Source organism: Mucilaginibacter sp. P2_D11 (assembly GCF_056404435.1).
On sequence record NZ_JBFUEA010000008.1, the window covers coordinates 256910 to 274679 of the forward strand.

Here is a 17770-nt window from a genome sequence, read left to right on the forward strand (position 1 = left end):
TAACTTTATCCAACGAGATGACCACAGCCAAAGAAATATTGAGAGGGCATATTGCCAAAACCGTTGCCTTAACCGATGAGCAATTCGATTATGTTTTTTCGCATTTCGAATATCAATCATTCAAAAAAGGGCAAAGTATCATAGCCGCCGGAGACAAAGTGGACCACGAGTATTTTGTTTTATCGGGCTGCCTCAAGTCGTTCTACATCAATGATGACCTGAAGATGTTCATCCTGCAATTTGCAATGCCTACCTGGTGGGCCTCAGATTTTAATGCCCTGTACAGCCATACTAAAGCTACCATCAACGTTGATTGTATTACTGATGCCGAAGTGCTGTGCCTCTCTAACCAGCACCGCGAAAAGATTTGCCGCGAACTGCACCCAATGGAGCACTTCTTCCGCTGGCGTACCAATAAAGGCTATGTGGCAAGCCAAAAAAGGTTGCTCTCTTTTATGAATAACAACGTTAAGCACCGGTACGAAGAATTGCTGAAGCAATACCCCGAACTTTATAATATGGTGCCCAAAAACCTCATTGCCGCTTACCTGGGCGTATCACGGGAAACCCTGAGCAGGCTTTAACAGCGCCCGAAGTGATGTACATCACATAAATAATCCCCTTGTTTTGAATGTGATGTAGGTCACACGCCTATGCGGCTTTTCATGCCCAACTTTGTGTTGTCATTAAAAACATAAAGAAAATGAAAACTCAAAAATTCCAAATCGTAAGCACCCAAAGCAATATCAATTGGGTAGGTAAAAAAGTAACCGGAGCCCACAACGGCACCATAGGCGTCAAAGCGGGCACGCTCACCCTAACAGATGGTAAACTTAGCGGCGGCGAATTCAGCATCGATACCACTTCCATTAAAATACTGGATGTTACCGACCCCGCCACCAACGCGCAGTTTGCCGGCCACCTGGCGTCGGATGATTTTTTCTCGATCGAAAAACACCCGGAAGCGACTTTAGTAATTGATTCTGTATCGGGCAACCATGTTGCAGCCGCCCTCACTATTAAAGGCATTACCCACCCAATCGATTTTGATGCTGTGGTGAATGTTGACGGCGATACTTTGACAGCATCGGCCAAACTGGTAGTAGACCGTACCAAATACGAGATGCGGTTCCGCTCTGGCAACTTTTTTAAAGACCTTGGCGACACCCTTATCTACAACGATTTCGACCTAAACGTAAACATAACTGCTAAAGCCTAAAACCATGCCATACATTAAAATAGAAGTAACCCGCGAAGGGGTTACCAGGGAGCAAAAACAAATTCTGATTAAAGGCGTAACCGATTTGGTAAGCAACACGCTGAATAAGGACCCGCATTTGACCCATGTTGTAATCAAAGAAATAGATCTTGACAATTGGGGCTACGCCGGCGAACAGGTATCAGTACTACGGGAAAAAGGCATAACCGCCGATAAAAAATAAGGCCATGAAAAAACAAACAATTATAGTAACCGGTGCATCATCCGGCATAGGCAAAGAAATAGCCCGGTATTTTTTGGAGAAAGGCGATAACGTAGTCATCAACTCGGCATCGCAGGATAAGCTGGAAAAAGCCTATCGGGAACTTGGCGCAGGCCTGAACCTGGCTACGGTAGCAGGCGATGTAAGCGATAAAAAAACCGGCGAACGGCTGGTGGCCATGGCCATAGAAAAATTCGGTTCGGCAGATGTCTTGATAAATAATGCCGGCATATTTGAGACCCGGCCATTTTTGGAGGTGGATGAAGCCTACCTTGATCGCTTTTTGAACACCAATCTCAAAGGCACTTACTTTACTACGCAGGCCGTAATCCCCCAGATGCTGAAACAGCGCGACGGGGTAGTCATAAATATCGGTACGCCATTGGTTTACCATGCTTTGGGCGGTGCGCCCGCAACCGCGCCAATATCCAGCAAGGGCGCTATACATGCACTCACCCTGCAACTTGCAGCCGAGTTTGGCAAAAGCAATATACGTATCAACACCATAGCCCCGGGCGTTATCCGCACGCCCATGCACGGCGAAGCAGCTGATGACAGTGCCGGGATACATTTGCTTAATCGCATTGGAGAGGTGGCCGCCGTTGCCGAAATGGTTTACACGGTAGCGAAAAGCAATTTTATCAGCGGTGCTATTATCAATGTGGACGGTGGCATGGGAGCCGGGCACAATTTAAATTAAACTAAAAAATTTAAGGAGATGAAAACTCAGGGTGTAGATTCGGTAGCCATTACGCAGGTGCTGGAGGATGTTTATTTCAAAGGCATCTATAATGGCGATACAAACATTTTAAGCCAGATTTATCACCCGGGCACCTTATTGTTCGGCGATGTAAAAGGGCAGCCTTATGCCAAAACGCTGGAGGTATATTTAGACGGAGTTGCGCATCGGCAAAGCCCCAAAGATTCGGGCAGGCCGTTTAAGGGCGAGGTGCTGTCTGTCAGCGTGGTGCAATCGATAGCCATTGCCGAAGTGAAGGTGAAAATGTACGAATTCAACTATCATGAGTTTTTATCTTTTCATAAAATCGACGGGGAGTGGTTGATCGTTAATAAAATGATCAGCGACGTAGCCCAATAAAAATACAGCTATGTGGTACAATACAAAAGCAACAGAAGTACTGGGCATTAAATACCCTATTTTGCAGGGGCCTTTTGGCGGCAACTTATCATCAGTTGGGTTAGTGGCAACAGTCTCCAACGCCGGGGGATTAGGCGGATACGGCGTCTATACCATGAGTCCGCAAGAAATTGTAGATGTGGATAAGCAAATTAAAGCCGCTACCGATAAACCCTATAACTTAAATCTGTGGGTATCTGATACAGACGCGGTAGGCGGCACCGTCACAGATGCACAGTTCGACAAAGCAGCGGCCCTATTCAAGCCATATTTCGACGAGGCGGGAATCCCGTTGCCGGCAAAACCGGCACCCTTCAAAACCCGTTTCGAGAACCAGTTGCAGGTCATATTGGATATAAAACCCAAAGTATTCAGCTTTATGTTCGGCGTGCCATCAGCCGATGTTTTGGAGCAATTCCGCAGGCTGGGTATAACAACAATTGGCGCGGCAACTACCTTAGATGAAGCCATTTTTCTGGAAAATGCAGGCGTGGATATGATTATCGCTTCGGGCTTTGAAGCAGGCGGCCACAGGCCATCGTTCCTGGCCCCGGCTGAATCATCAACCACCGGCACGTTTGTATTGCTGCAACTGATTAGAGAAAAAGTTAAAACGCCCGTTGTCGCCGCAGGCGGCATAGCGAATGGGAGGGGCGTAGCTGCCGCGCTAACCCTGGGCGCAGATGCTGCGCAAATAGGCACCGCTTTTTTGGCTACCGATGAATCGAACGCGTTACCCATACACCGGCAAATGCTTTTCTCTGATGCGGCAAGGTACACTACTTTGTCGCGTGCCTTTACGGGGCGCCTGGGCAGAGGCATTACCAGCCGGGTAGCTAAAGACCTGGTGTACAAGGAAGCAGGTATTTTACCCTTCCCCTTGCAAGCCACATTCATGTCACCCCTGCGGAAAGCCGCCATTGAACAGGAGAAATGGGATACGATTTTATTTTGGGGCGGGCAAATTGCGCCGATATTGAAGCACACCAAGGCAAAGGTTTTGATGGAATCTTTGATTGAAGAAACAACAGCATATTTCAATAATTTAAAAGCCTAATCACCGGCGGGGATTTCGGACCGGAAGGCCGGCTGCAGGCCACTGATGGAAAGCTGTTCCCGGTACTATGCCGCCAAGGATTTTCGCTGGCAACGTTTGCGCAAGTTTTTTTCCCGGCATCAGGTATCTATACCCTAAAACATCGTAATATAGCGTATGCTACGCGCTGTTATGCAGCACGCACCAAATGCACCATTGGCCATCCTTTTAAACCTGTGTTTTATGAGAAAAAGTTTAGGCATCTGCCTGTTTTGCCTGCTGGTTTCGGCCTGCAATATCCTGTCGTTGTCTGAGGTTATGGCTTACGATAAGCTTTTCAACAGGAATGCAAAGAACATTCCCGGCTTTTCGGCCGACCTCCCGTTTTTTAACGTTAAAAACTACGGAGCCAAAGGCGATGGCAAACAGCTCGACAATAAGGCTATCGACAAAGCCATAATTGCTTGCGCCAATGCGGGCGGTGGCACGGTTTACCTGCCGGCGGGCACTTATCTCAGCGGCAGCATACACCTCAAAAGCAATATCAATTTATTTATAGATGCAGGCGCCACCATCCTGGGAGCGCCACCCGAAATGAAAGCCTACGACGAAGCCGAACCTTTCGTGGATACCCCTTACCAGGATGGCGGGCATACCTACTTCCACAACAGCCTTATCTGGGGCGAGCACCTTACCAACGTATCCATCACCGGCCGCGGCAGGATAGACGGCGGCGACTTAACCGCCCAGGACCGTGAGCACATGGGCGACCCAACCGGCGGCTCCATCGGTACGGGCGATAAGGCTATCGCCATCAAATTATCCAGCAATATCCTTATCAGGGATGTCACCATTTTTCACGGCGGACATTTTGCCATTTTGCTTACGGGCTGCAATCTGGTTACGCTGGATAATCTGACCATCGATACCAACCGCGACGGCATAGATATTGATTGCTGCACAAACACCACTGTGAGTAATTGCCGGGTTAACTCGCCAAACGATGATGCTATTTGTCCTAAAAGTTCGTTTGCGCTTCGGCGACCGATGATTACCGAAAACCTCACGATCGTAAACTGCCAGGTATCGGGCTTTAAGGAGGGTACTTTATTGGATGGTACTATGGTGCCACAAAGAGCGGGCTGGTCAAACGGGCGCATCAAGTTTGGTACCGAATCTAACGGCGGCTTCCGCAATTGCGTGGTAACCAATTGCACCTTCCGCAGTTGCAACGGCCTGGCTTTGGAAGAAGTAGATGGCGGCATTATGGATAACATCATCGTAAGCAACATCACCATGATAGATATTACCCATTACCCTATTTACGTTACGTTGGGCAGGCGCAACCGCGGGCCAAAGGCTACCACGAAAATGGGCGTGGTGAAAAATATTCTCATCAGCAATATTACGGTTACGGGGGCCGATTCGCTTAGCGGCATACAGATAACCGGTACGCCCGGCTACCCGGTGCAAAACGTTAAGCTGCAAAACATATCGGTGCAATATAAAGGCGGAGGCACGAAAGAGCAGGGCGCGAAGGTTTTCCCCGAGCTGGAACGCGGTTACCCCGAACCCTTTTTGCTGGGCGTTAATCCGGCCTATGGCATTTTTATAAGGCATGCAACAGGCGTGGAGCTTGACCATATTACCTTTACAACGCTAAAGCCCGATGCCCGCCCGGTAATGATTGCCGAGGATGTAGACGGACTGGAAGTGGAGCATTTCATCATCCCCGATGGAAAAGAAAAGGCGAATTACAAACTGGAGGTGACTAACCTCAAGGTTTATAATTCGCCCTGGCTGCAATATTAGTCACTTAGGCTATTGCCGTAGCGTTCAGGTCAAGTTCAAAGCGTAATAAGGCTTCCTGTACATACCCGGTGGCCTGTGCGGGTAACTCGTTGAAAAGCTGCTTGTAGTAATTGATGCCCACCTGCAGTTGGTCTTTAAATTTGGTAAGCTGCTTGCGCTTTTTATCGCTAAGCTCCTTTACATGGTTTTGGATATCGGTTTGCAAGTAGTTGATGTACAAATCAAGTTCCTTCAGGAAAATATGCGGCCGCTGCGGATTGTTCAGGATATCTATTTTACCATAGATATGCTTCACCATCTCATCCAGCGAGAATATGTTTTTGAAATAGGCCAGGTTGGGGCCGGGGCAAATAGCCACCGCCTTATTCTCGCGCGGCTTGAGCATGCCGTATTTGAGGTAGGCCGATGAGCAGAGGCCTTCGCACAGGCATATTTTTTCGGTTATCGTAGCCAACTGAGCATCATGCTCGTCTTTCGGGAGTGTCATCGCATCCAGTTGCATAATTTTTTGGTTTTGATACTCGCGTGATGCGGTACAGATGGGTTGCTCGGTAAATTCGGTATTACTACACAGGAATTTTTTGGTGCAGGGGCTACCGGGCCGGTTGCGGGCTATGCGTTCCAGGCGTTGCTGCTCGCTGCTGCTGCCTTTAAAGTTGTTGAACAATATGCCCAATGGCGATGCGCCGCTAAGGTAGTAGTCCTCCTCGCGGGCATCTGTAAGCTGCGCAAGGGTCTCATCGTCAACGTTTGTTGCTTCGGGTACCAGTAAAAAGGGGCTGCCCCAGCCGGTGGCATCCAACTCATAGTATTCCATCAGGAAGGTGTTCTCTGCTGCCGTGCCTATGCCGCCCTGCACGCTGAAACGCTGTTGGGGTATCGCTGTTGCTGTGATGCTTTTTTGAGCCAGAGCGTTCTGATACAACTCGGATAAACTTGTAAGCATCTCTGCTTTACGCTCTTTAAACTCCTGCAATATCGGTCCTAGTAAAAAGCCCTCGGTAGCAAAGGCATGCCCGCCGCAGTTAAGGCCCGATTCTACCCGGAACTCGGATACCCATAGCCCCTTTTTGGCCAGGAATTTGGCTTGTATGAAAGCCGAGCGGAAATCGCTCACCTTTAATGTTATCTTCTTTTTGAGTATGCCCGATTCATCGGGAAAAAAGGCATCGAAGGCCTCCAGATAGCTATATAGTTTAGGGTTCATCCCTGCTGATAGGATTACCGATGAGGATAGGTTGCTTTCGGCAAAGCCGCGTAGGGCTGCCAGCGCGTCGGTGTTCTCATCGCCCGTGTATTGGCCATCGGCATCAAAGTTCATCTTATCTACCTTGGCCATAATGTTTACGTCGATGGAACCCATCGTCATTTTTTTGCGCAGGATGTTGCCGAATATCTCTTTCCGTTGATTGTCGGGATAATCTACCATCAAATCGTACCCTTGCTTTAATTGCGAGGCATCGGGCAGCAGGTCAAAGTACCGGTACAAATCCGTCCCGCTCTCGAACGATTGCGTTTTCAGTTCTTCAAACTGCGCTTTCACCAGCTTATCCACCAGGTTAAGGTAGGCAGTAATACGCCTTGCACGGCTATCTTCATCGCCTTTTTTGATGAGCGTGTAGGCTTCGCCTGCTTTGTGGCAATGGTATTCCCGCATGCGTTCTATCAGGTCATCGTCTACGATCGACATTACCGAGGATACCCCATAGCGGGCAACTTTCAGCGGCGTATCTATGGAGTAACCAAGCCCCAATACGGGTATATGAAATGTATGGCTCATGCTGCGTATAATTTTCATCAAAACTATGCTTACTGCTTGGGGCGGAACCTGACGGAGGTCACATTTTTTGGCGCGGTGCATCATTATTTAAGCAGCCAAAAGCAGGGATTTTTGAGCAAACATTTGAATAATGACCGAGAGCACAATTGCGCAGCTCACCACCTGTTATCATTGCGGGGAGGACTGTGTATCCACAACGTACAAATTCGAAGAGAAAACCTTTTGCTGCCAGGGTTGCGAAAGCGTGTACCGCATACTTGCTGAAAATAAGTTATGCAGCTACTACAACTATAACGACCATCCCGGCGCCACCCGCCAGCGTATAGATAAGCGTTTCGATTACCTGGATGAACCCACCATTATCAAAGAACTGATAGATTATACCGATAACGAGATAACAACGGTTACGCTGTACATACCGCATATACATTGCTCTTCGTGTATTTGGCTGCTGGAGAAGCTGAATAAGTTTAATCCGGCGGTGCATTACTGCCGTATCGATTTCCTGAAGAAGCAGCTCAATATCAAATTCGATAATAAAAAACTGAGCCTGAAGGGGCTGGTTGAGTTGCTGTATGATATTGGTTACGAGCCGGTAATTAGCCTGCAAGACGTCATCAAAAAGCAAAACGGCATAAATAACGATAACCTGGTGGGAAAAATTGCGGTGGCCGGGTTCTGCTTTGGTAACGTAATGCTGCTGAGTTTCCCCGAGTACTTCGGGCTATCGGCTTACGAGCAATCTTTCAGGCATTTTTTCGGCTGGCTCAATATCGCGTTCTGCCTGCCGGTTGTTTTTTATAGCGGCACAGGGTACTTTACCTCGGCCTGGCAAAATGTCCGCAATAAGGTGATGCATATCGATTTTCCGCTGGCCCTGGGTATTGCGGTGCTGTTCGGCCGCACGGTAATAGAGATACTAACAAAAAGCGGCGCAGGTTTTGCCGATACGCTGTGCGGGCTGGTTTTCTTTTTGCTGGTGGGCAAATTCGTGCAGCGCAAAACTTATAACCATATTTCCTTCGAGCGAGATTACCGCTCGTTTTTCCCCGTTGCCGTGCAGGTGATGGAAGGCGATGCCGAAAAGCCCGTACCCCTGGCCGATTTAAAGGTAGGGCAACGCATCGTGATAAGGCACAGCGAGATTATACCTGCCGATGCGATATTGCTGAAAGGCGAGGCTTTGGTAGATTTTAGTTTCGTAACGGGCGAATCGGTACCGGTGAATAAAACCCTTGGCGAGATTATTTACGCCGGCGGCAGGCAAACCAGCGAAGCCATTGAACTGGAGGTGGTGAAGCCGGTATCGCAAAGCTACCTAACCCAGCTTTGGAACAACGAGGCCTTTACCCGCCAGCAGGATAACCGTATGCAAACCTTCAACGAGAAGGTGAGCAAATACTTTACGGTAGTACTGCTCGTAATTGCATTCGGCTGCCTGGCGTTTTGGCTGCCAACCGATGCCCGAAGAGGGCTGGCCGCTTTTACTGCGGTGCTCATCGTAGCCTGCCCTTGCGCGCTGGCATTGAGTACGCCTTTTACCATGTCGGCCGCGCTCAGCATTTTCGACCGCAACCTTTTTTACCTGAAGAATACGGCCGTGGTAGAGCAGCTTGCCCGCATAGATACCATTGTATTCGATAAAACGGGTACCATCACCACTAGCGGCGGCAACAACATCACGCTGAACGCGGTGTTGCGGGGCCGCGAGAAACAACTTATTTACAGCACCTGCGCCAACTCTAACCACCCGTTATCGCGCATGATATGCCGTTATCTGGGCAGCATGGCCAAACTGCCTGTAAACGAATATAACGAGATACCGGGTAAGGGTATAAGCGCCACCATCGGCACGGATAACATACGGCTGGGCAGTGGTAAGTTCGTCTTCGGGCATCAGGAGGAGGAGGCCCTTTCTACGCGGGTGCATATCATGATCAACGCGGCTTACCTGGGCTATTTTACCTTTGCCCAAAGCTATCGAAGTGGGCTGGATAAAGTTGCCCGGCTTTCTCCCCCGTATCGGCTATTCCTGGTATCGGGCGACCAGAACCATGAAAAAGAAGAGCTGCTCGGCGTATTCAAGCCCGATCAGATGCATTTCGACCAGTCGCCGCAGCAAAAACTGGGCTTTATACGGTTGCTTCAACACCTCAAAGGAAAAGTAATGATGGTTGGCGATGGCCTTAACGATGCCGGTGCACTTAAGCAAAGCGACCTGGGCATTGCCGTAACCGATAACGTAAACAACTTTTCGCCGGGCTGCGATGCCATATTGGATGGCAAATCCTTCGGCAAGCTGCCTGCCTTCCTGCAATTCTCAAAAAGCACGGTAAGGATAATCCATTGCTCATTCTTCATCTCGCTAACTTATAACCTTATCGGGCTAAGCTATGCGGTTACGGGCAACCTGTCGCCTTTGATTGCGGCCATCCTGATGCCTGTAAGCACCGTAACCATCATATCATTCACTACAATAGCCACGCATATAGCCGCACGAAGGAGGGGCTTGCAATGAACATCATCTACTTTTTAATAGGCTGCAGCGTATTGCTGGCCACTCTGTTTTTAACCGCCTTTTTTTGGGCGCAGCGCAGCGGGCAGAATGATGACCTGTACACGCCATCGGTACGCATACTGCTGGACGAAGAAGAAGAGCCGGTCCAAAAATGATGCTGGCATGCCTGCGTCGCTATTTGACTCACCCCGACGGCCCGCCATTCGCGGGCGTCGGCCCTCTCTGCTACGCAAAGAGGGCAAGAAAACAACATACCGTAGCTCACCCTCTTTCCGCGTAGCGAAGAGAGGGGCGGGCAGCGATAGCGAACCCGGGGTGAGTCAAATAGCCACGCGACAAGCAACGACACCGGATAAGTGACCGCCATCACCTTTTAAGCCAACTTACGTCATTCTGTCGCCGGATTGGCGCTTATACTTTTACCACCGAAATAAAAATCACAATATATGGAGCCGGAGAAATTTTATTATGATAACAAGATCGTGCGCAACTTTGGTATTGCAACCATTGTTTGGGGCATCATCGGGATGACAGTTGGTCTCATCGCAGCCATTCAACTGTTCCACCCCGCTGCCAATATGGGCAATCAATACACCACATTTGGGCGCATAAGGCCGCTGCATACCAATGCGGTAATCTTTGCGTTTGTGGGTAACGCTATATTCATGGGCGTTTATTATTCGCTGCAAAGGCTGCTTAAGGCGCGCATGTTCAGCACGGCCCTCAGCCAGATACACTTCTGGGGCTGGCAGCTTATCATCCTCTCGGCAGTAATCACATTGCCCCTTGGCCTCACCACATCGCATGAGTACGCCGAACTGGAGTGGCCCATCGATATTGCCATTACCTTGATTTGGGTTGTATTCGGCATCAACATGTTCGGTACCATATTCAAACGCCGCGAGCGGCATTTGTACGTGGCTATCTGGTTTTACATCGCCACCTTCGTTACCATAGCGGTGCTGCATATTGTAAACTCTTTCGAGCTGCCGGTATCGCCTTTCAAAAGCTATATGGTTTACGCGGGCGTGCAGGATGCCTTGGTGCAATGGTGGTACGGCCACAACGCGGTGGCATTCTTCCTTACCACACCTTATTTGGGCATGATGTACTACTTCCTGCCTAAAATGGCCAATCGCCCGGTTTACTCCTATAAACTGAGCATACTGCACTTTTGGGCGCTGATATTTATTTACATATGGGCCGGTCCGCACCATTTGCTATACACCACATTGCCGGGCTGGGCGCAATCATTAGGCGTGGCATTCTCTATCATGCTGATAGCGCCAAGCTGGGGCGGTATGATCAACGGTTTGCTTACGCTGCGCGGTGCCTGGGATAAAGTACGCGAAGATGTAGTGCTGAAGTTTATGGTAGTGGGTTTAACCGCTTACGGTATGGCCACCTTCGAAGGGCCCCTGTTATCCCTTAAACAGGTAAATGGCATAGCCCACTTTACCGATTGGATAGTGGCGCACGTGCATGTGGGTGCCCTCGGCTGGAACGGTTTCTTAACCTTTGCCATTTTGTACTGGCTGATGCCGAGGATGTACAAAACCGAACTTTACTCCAAAAAACTGGCCTCCTTCCACTTTTGGATTGGCACGCTGGGTATATTGTTTTATGCGATACCGATGTATTGGGCCGGTTTTACCCAGGGCCTGATGCTGAAGGAGTTTACCCCCGAAGGGATATTGAAATACCCCAACTTTTTGCAAACCACTGTATTGATTATACCAATGCATATCATGCGTTCGGTAGGTGGGGCCATGTATTTACTAGGGGTTATCGTAATGGCTTATAACCTTACCAAAACCATGCTGAAAGGCAAATTGGTGGCCAACGAACCGGCCCAGGCTATGGCTTTGCTGCCCGTGCATACCATGGAGCGCGAAACAGCCTGGCATCGCCGACTGGAACGCAAGCCGATACAACTGATGGTGGCTGCGTTGGTAGTTATCCTTATCGGTACGGTTATCGAGCTGATGCCTACGCTTACTATATCATCAAACGTACCTACCATTGCCAGCGTAAAACCATACACCCCGCTGGAGCTGCAAGGCCGCGATATATATATCAGGGAGGGATGCTCTAACTGCCACTCACAAACTGTAAGGCCTTTCCGTTCTGAAACGGAGCGTTATGGCGAGTACAGCAAGGCAGGCGAGTTTGTGTACGATCACCCTTTCTTGTGGGGATCTAAGCGTACCGGCCCCGATTTGGCACGCGAAGGACAGAAATACGGCAATGCCTGGCATTATAACCACATGATGGACCCCAGGCTGATGTCGCCCGGGAGTATCATGCCTAATTATGATTGGCTGATAACCCAGAAGCTGGATACCACTTCTACACCGGCCAAGATAAGGGGCATGCAAACCCTGGGCGTACCATACCCTGCCGGTTACGATAAAATAGCCAACCAGGAACTTGGCAAGCAGGCTAAAGGCATTGCCGATAACCTGGCCAAGGATAAGATAAAAGTACAGAGCGATAAAGAGATTGTGGCCGTTATAGCCTATTTGCAACGCTTGGGAGTAGACATTAAAGCAACCAAAACCACCAATAAATAACATATCATGTTTAAGCAATTCACAGAAAACATACAAGGGAACCAGGTTTACTTGCTTTTCTCACTCGCGATATTTTTAGTGTTTTTCATTATCGTAACGGTGCTGCTGCTCAGGCTCAAAAAAAGCCACGTAGATCACATGAGCGCCATCCCCCTTAACGATAACGAAGGCGAAGTACTTAACACCTTATAGCCATGAAATACTTACGTTTAATATTGATTGCTGTTTTTGTAATGTTTTTGCAACCGGCAAGCGCCCAAAATGACAGCCTCATTTCTCCCGATGTACAAAATTACATCGGCTACGGTGCCATCATCACCATGATGCTGCTTTTTCTGATAGCACTTTTGATGATACTGCGCACCTTTAAAGTGCTTACCAAGGTTATCCTAAAAAGCCAGGGCTATACCAACCAGCAAATTGCCGCCGAGCTGAATCCACCCAAAACGGCCGCCAAACCAAAAGGACAGGTTTGGAACAAGCTATTGTCCCTAAGGCCGTTATCCGAAGAAAAGGATATGATTATGGAGCACGAGTACGATGGCATACAGGAGTTAGACAACTCAACGCCCGGCTGGTTTATGGTGCTTTTTTATGGTACCATCGCATTTGCCGTGTGTTACCTGCTCATATACCATGTATTTAACCTTGCGCCCTTGCAAGATGAAGAGTATAAAAATGAAGTAGCCGTAGCCGATGCCGCGCAGAAGGTTTACCTGAGCAAAGCGGCAAACCGGGTAGACGAGCGTACCGTGAAGCAGGTTAGCGATCCGGCGGTTATCGGGTCGGGGCAGGCAGTATTCAAGCAAAGCTGCGCCGCCTGCCACGGCGAAAACGGACAAGGCGTAGTTGGCCCTAACCTTACCGACGAATATTGGCTGCACGGCAACAAAATTGGCGACATATTCAAAACCGTGAAATACGGCGTGCTTAGCAAAGGAATGCCTACCTGGGAAAAACAGCTATCGCCCAAGCAGATATCCGATGTGGCTAACTATATATTATCGTTGAAAGACACACATCCGGCGGGCGCAAAAGAACCGCAAGGAACCAAAGAAGAAGAAAATAAAATAGCAACAAACTAAAATGGACGCAGCGATAACGGTTGGGAGCGAAGGTAAGAGGAGGTGGCTATATCCATCGTTGCGTAAAGGCAGGTTTTACAGGTGGCGTAGCGTCATCAGCTATGTGTACCTGGTATTCTTTTTCGCTGGGCCGTTCCTGAGGATAAACGGGCAGCCGCTATTGCTGCTGAACGTGCTGGAGCGGCACTTTGTGATAGCCGGGCAGGTTTTCTGGCCGCAGGATATCTTTTTGTTTGTGCTGGCCACGCTGGTGTTTATTGTTTGCGTGGCCCTGTTTACGTTGGCTTTTGGTCGGGTGTTTTGCGGTTGGATCTGTCCCCAAACCATATTTATGGAGATGGTTTTCCGTAAGATAGAGATTTGGATAGAGGGCGACGCCAACAAACGCAAGCATTTGGATGCTGCCGCCTGGAACAGGGAAAAGATACTCAAGAAAGGCGCGAAGCATCTGTTGTTTATCCTCGTATCGTTTTTAATAGCCAATACTTTTTTGGCGTACGTCATCGGTAGCGAAGGCCTGATAAAAATTGTGACAGAAACGGTTAGCCTGCATTGGGTTGGGTTTATCAGTATATGGGTGTTTACGGCTGTTTTTTACTTGGTTTACAGCCAGGTGCGCGAGCTGGTTTGTACCGTAATATGCCCCTATGGCCGTATGCAGGGCGTGCTTTTAGATAACGATACCATCGTTGTGGCCTACAATACAACCAGGGGCGAGCCCCGCGGTAAACTCGACAGGAAAGCCGCGCCAACCGCACCACCGCTGGGCGATTGCGTTGATTGCAACCTCTGCGTAGCGGTTTGCCCTACGGGTATTGATATCCGTAACGGCACGCAGCTGGAGTGCGTTAATTGCACTGCCTGCATAGATGCCTGCGATTATGTGATGGATAAGATACATAAGCCGCGCAACCTTATTGGCTACTACTCAGAAAATATGATAGCCAATAATCAAAAGCCAGTTTTCACCGGCAGGATGATGGGCTACAGTGCGGTTATTGCCGTAATGATGACCGTGCTTTGCTATTTTATTTTCAGCCGGACTGATTTGGATATGACGGTGATGCGCAGTGCCGGTATGCTGTACCAGGAGCAACCCGGCGACTATATCAGCAATATTTATAACGCCGAAATCATCAACAAGTTCAACGTACCAACCACCATCACCATTAAAGCAGACGACCCGGCTATCAAAATAAAATATATCCAGGCACCGGATAAAATTGCCAAAGGTGGCTCTACCAAAGTGGTGTTTTTTGTGATGGTGAAGGCTTCGGCCATCCACTCGCCAAAAACGGATATCAAGCTACAGGTGATAGCCAATAATAAAATAGTAGAAACCGTAAGTACCTCTTTTATAGGTCCTGTAAATAACTAAGCAAATGAATTGGGGAAAAGGAATAATTGGGGGTATGGTAATATTTATGCTCTTTATCATCTGTATGTGCATCTATATGTTCAACGTACCGGCGGATGATTTCGACCACCAGTACTATGAGAAAGGCCTCAACTTTAACCAGGAGTACAACCGCGAACAGCAGGTAACTAAAGATAACGCCCGCCCCACCATTACCCAGGCAAACGGGCAGCTGCAATTTGTCTTTGCCAAACCGGTTGTTGGTACGGTGAAATTCATGCGCCCCTCCAGCACTAGTATGGATAGGGTGTTCCAACTCAACTCAGATAAGGGGCGGTTAGTGGCTATTCCATTGGCCAACATGGCTCGCGGCCCCTGGCAATTAACAATAGAATGGAAAAGCAACAGCAAGCAATACCTGTATAAAAAAGAAGTGTTGGTGAAATGAGCAGTAACGAGATAGCTTTTTTTATAGGCTTGTTTGGCAGCCTGCACTGCGTTGGCATGTGCGGGCCGCTTGCTTTTGCCATTCCCTCGTTTGGGCAAAGCCGCTGGCGTATAGTTGTAGATAAGTTGCTTTACAACAGCGGCAGGGTTATCACTTATACCTTGCTGGGTTTTATAGCCGGTATGGTGGGCAGGCAATTGTGGCTGGCCAACCTGCAGCAGGCGGTAAGCATAGTAACCGGGCTTATTATTATTGCGGTGGGCATCAGCCGCATATTTAAATGGAGACTATTGCCCGAAGGAAATAAGGCCTTTTTTTCGCCGGTAAACCGTATGCTGAATTATGCTTTAAAACATCAAGCAGGGCATTTGGCCGTTGGCTTATTGAATGGTTTTTTGCCCTGTGGTTTCGTATATCTGGCACTGTTGGGGGCTATCAACACCCCTTCGCCGGTAACCGCATCGCAATATATGTTTTGGTTTGGCGCGGGCACCTTCCCGCTTATGCTGCTGGCAACCATCAGTGCGGGCTTCGCGGGGCCGGCGGTGCGCCGCAAAATAAACGTTTTTTTGCCATACCTGATGGTTTGCCTTGGCCTGTGGTTCATATTGCGCGGGGCAGGCCTCGATATACCTTACCTGAGCCCTGCAAGGAACCCGGACGGCAGCATTTGTTACTGACCGAAAAAAGTGACGCCTGTCACTTTTCAAAAGGCCCGCCGTCATGGCCTTGCTGCGGCCAACACGCCATCTTTGTGGTATAAATTATTAACACAAACATCATGGCAACTTTAACAAACACTGCAGCCCACTGGGCCAATAGCACTCCTGCTAAAACCACCACTAATAATTTCCTTACCCGCCTAAGCCTCTGGGCCGACGGGCAGGCTCCCAACAAAACGCTTTGGTTCCTGGTATCGCTTACTGCGCAGGGCGTGCTTTTTCTGCCGCTGCCTGCCGTATTCATGTACTATTTCAACGCGCCTATAATTGTGCTGGCTATTACGCTGGCGCTGTTCTTCGCCAATATTATCGCTGGCATGGGCGGCTCCGGCATCAGAACGCTGCTGGGTTTACTGGCCGTAAGCGTTGTTGCGCATGTGCTGATGCTGCTTATCTTTTTGATTTAAAACAATCGCATCTCATTCATCTTACCAGTTAAACATACATGATCCCAAAAACAATGAAGGCCGCCGTAATCCATGAATTTGGAGCACCGCTGCTGATTGAACAAGTACCTGTACCCGAACCTGGCTATAACCAGATATTGGTAAAAGTAATGGCCTGCGGCGTTTGTCACACCGATTTGCACGCCTGCAACGGCGATTGGCCCGTGAAGCCCCAATTACCGCTAATACCCGGGCACGAGGGCATAGGTTATGTGGTAGCCAAAGGGCAGGGGGTAACCAATGTGCAGGAAGGCGATATAGTAGGCGTACCCTGGCTGCACAGTGCCTGTGGTTGCTGCGAGTTCTGCATCACTGGCTGGGAGACTCTTTGTGCGGAACAACAGAACGGTGGGTATAGCGTGAACGGCAGCTTTGCAGAATACGTGGTGGCCGATTCGCGATATGTGGCGCATTTCCCGGCGGGTATTAATTTTGTGGATATGGCACCGATAATTTGTGCCGGTGTCACCGTGTACAAAGGCCTGAAGGAAACCGAAACCAAACCCGGCGAGTGGGTAGCCATATCGGGCATAGGCGGACTGGGGCATTTGGCCGTGCAATACGCCAAAGCCATGGGCATGCTGGTGGCAGCAGTAGATATCGCCGACGACAAGCTCGATCTGGCGAAACGCCTGGGGGCCGATTTAGTGGTGAATGCCAAAGAGCAGAACCCCGGTGCCTACCTAAAGAAACAAACCGGCGGCATGCATGGTGTGCTGGTTACTGCGGTATCGCCCATTGCATTTGAGCAGGGTATAGGCATGTTAAGGCGCAAAGGCACCCTGGCACTCAATGGTTTACCAAAAGGCGGCTTCGATTTGTCGATATTTGATACGGTTATTAACCGCTACACCATCCGGGGATCTATTGTGGGTACCCGTAAAGATATGCAGGAAGCCATTGCATTTGCGGTTGATGGCAAAGTAAAAGCCACCGTGCATACGGCCAAATTGGAAGATATCAACACCGTTTTCGATAATATGAAAAAGGGTGAGATAGAGGGCCGTATCGTACTGGAAATAGCAACAGCCTAATTCAATAATTCATATAAACAGCAAGCCGGCCATCGTGATGATGCAGCCGGCTTTTTTGTTTATAGGAGGCAAATATTCCCGCAATTCTTGTCCAGGTTTTATTTTATAGAAATCAGAAAAAATGAGAGCAAATTGTGATGTAGGGGATAGGCTTACCTGCCGGTTTTTTGCTGCTTCGGCAGGCAAAAATTCATCAATTTTCCCGATAAAAATCGGTGTTTTTCTGTGTTTTTCGGAGGTTTTTGTGGTTTTTTTCAGCTTTTTCCTGCAAACATTAAAAACGGCCCAATTTGCATGGAATGGCCGTTTTGGTTAAAAACCCTGTTTTTAAGGCGAAAAA

General features: G+C 48.9%; 18 protein-coding genes. 17 read left to right on the forward strand and 1 reads right to left on the reverse strand.

What is annotated here, in order from left to right; genetic code table 11:
- Positions 1-17: 17 nt before the first annotated feature.
- From AC1DXC_RS14845 to AC1DXC_RS14875, 7 genes are all read left to right on the forward strand, one after another.
- Positions 18-584, forward strand: coding sequence for a Crp/Fnr family transcriptional regulator (locus AC1DXC_RS14845; protein ID WP_477459934.1), 567 nt, complete (start codon positions 18-20; stop codon positions 582-584).
- 119 nt (positions 585-703) lie between these two features.
- Positions 704-1219 (forward strand): YceI family protein, encoded by a 516-nt coding sequence (locus AC1DXC_RS14850; RefSeq protein WP_477459935.1) that lies wholly within the window; start codon positions 704-706, stop codon positions 1217-1219.
- A 4-nt stretch (positions 1220-1223) separates the two neighbouring features.
- Positions 1224-1442 (forward strand): tautomerase family protein, encoded by a 219-nt coding sequence (locus AC1DXC_RS14855; RefSeq protein ID WP_477459936.1) that lies wholly within the window; start codon positions 1224-1226, stop codon positions 1440-1442.
- Positions 1443-1446: 4 nt separating this feature from the next.
- Positions 1447-2181, forward strand: a complete 735-nt coding sequence (locus AC1DXC_RS14860) for an SDR family NAD(P)-dependent oxidoreductase (protein ID WP_477459937.1) — start codon at positions 1447-1449, stop codon at positions 2179-2181.
- An 18-nt stretch (positions 2182-2199) separates the two neighbouring features.
- Positions 2200-2580: a nuclear transport factor 2 family protein gene (locus AC1DXC_RS14865; RefSeq protein ID WP_477459938.1), complete on the forward strand. Its 381-nt coding sequence runs from the start codon at positions 2200-2202 to the stop codon at positions 2578-2580.
- A 10-nt stretch (positions 2581-2590) separates the two neighbouring features.
- Positions 2591-3676: an NAD(P)H-dependent flavin oxidoreductase gene (locus AC1DXC_RS14870; protein WP_477459939.1), complete on the forward strand. Its 1086-nt coding sequence runs from the start codon at positions 2591-2593 to the stop codon at positions 3674-3676.
- A 222-nt stretch (positions 3677-3898) separates the two neighbouring features.
- Positions 3899-5467 (forward strand): rhamnogalacturonidase, encoded by a 1569-nt coding sequence (locus tag AC1DXC_RS14875; protein WP_477459940.1) that lies wholly within the window; start codon positions 3899-3901, stop codon positions 5465-5467.
- 4 nt (positions 5468-5471) lie between these two features.
- Here AC1DXC_RS14875 and AC1DXC_RS14880 read toward each other — a convergent pair whose 3' ends face one another.
- Positions 5472-7265: a hypothetical protein gene (locus AC1DXC_RS14880; protein ID WP_477459941.1), complete on the reverse strand. Its 1794-nt coding sequence runs from the start codon at positions 7263-7265 to the stop codon at positions 5472-5474.
- Between the two features lie 112 nt (positions 7266-7377).
- Between AC1DXC_RS14880 and AC1DXC_RS14885 the strand changes: the two genes are divergently transcribed.
- From AC1DXC_RS14885 to adhP, 10 genes are all read left to right on the forward strand, one after another.
- Entirely contained in the window at positions 7378-9765 is a 2388-nt protein-coding gene (locus AC1DXC_RS14885) for a heavy metal translocating P-type ATPase (protein ID WP_477459942.1), read from the forward strand.
- Positions 9762-9920, forward strand: a complete 159-nt coding sequence (gene ccoS, locus AC1DXC_RS14890) for a cbb3-type cytochrome oxidase assembly protein CcoS (protein WP_477459943.1) — start codon at positions 9762-9764, stop codon at positions 9918-9920. Before AC1DXC_RS14885 ends, ccoS begins: the two co-directional genes overlap by 4 nt.
- A gap of 291 nt (positions 9921-10211) precedes the next feature.
- Positions 10212-12338, forward strand: coding sequence for a cytochrome-c oxidase, cbb3-type subunit I (gene ccoN / locus AC1DXC_RS14895; RefSeq protein WP_477459944.1), 2127 nt, complete (start codon positions 10212-10214; stop codon positions 12336-12338).
- A 6-nt stretch (positions 12339-12344) separates the two neighbouring features.
- The gene (locus AC1DXC_RS14900) at positions 12345-12530 is read left to right on the forward strand and encodes a hypothetical protein (protein ID WP_477459945.1); all 186 of its coding nucleotides are present in this window, start codon (positions 12345-12347) and stop codon (positions 12528-12530) included.
- 2 nt (positions 12531-12532) lie between these two features.
- Positions 12533-13423 (forward strand): cbb3-type cytochrome c oxidase N-terminal domain-containing protein, encoded by an 891-nt coding sequence (locus tag AC1DXC_RS14905; RefSeq protein ID WP_477459946.1) that lies wholly within the window; start codon positions 12533-12535, stop codon positions 13421-13423.
- 1 nt (position 13424) lies between these two features.
- Complete coding sequence (gene ccoG / locus AC1DXC_RS14910; RefSeq protein ID WP_477459947.1) at positions 13425-14801, forward strand: cytochrome c oxidase accessory protein CcoG; 1377 nt, start codon at positions 13425-13427, stop codon at positions 14799-14801.
- A 4-nt stretch (positions 14802-14805) separates the two neighbouring features.
- A complete protein-coding gene (locus tag AC1DXC_RS14915) occupies positions 14806-15228 on the forward strand; it encodes a FixH family protein (RefSeq protein WP_477459948.1) in 423 nt (140 codons plus the stop codon).
- Positions 15225-15908: a sulfite exporter TauE/SafE family protein gene (locus tag AC1DXC_RS14920; protein ID WP_477459949.1), complete on the forward strand. Its 684-nt coding sequence runs from the start codon at positions 15225-15227 to the stop codon at positions 15906-15908. Before AC1DXC_RS14915 ends, AC1DXC_RS14920 begins: the two co-directional genes overlap by 4 nt.
- Before the next feature lie 101 nt (positions 15909-16009).
- Positions 16010-16357, forward strand: a complete 348-nt coding sequence (locus tag AC1DXC_RS14925; protein WP_477459950.1) for a hypothetical protein — start codon at positions 16010-16012, stop codon at positions 16355-16357.
- A gap of 38 nt (positions 16358-16395) precedes the next feature.
- Positions 16396-17430, forward strand: coding sequence for an alcohol dehydrogenase AdhP (gene adhP, locus AC1DXC_RS14930; protein WP_477459951.1), 1035 nt, complete (start codon positions 16396-16398; stop codon positions 17428-17430).
- Positions 17431-17770: the final 340 nt, after the last annotated feature.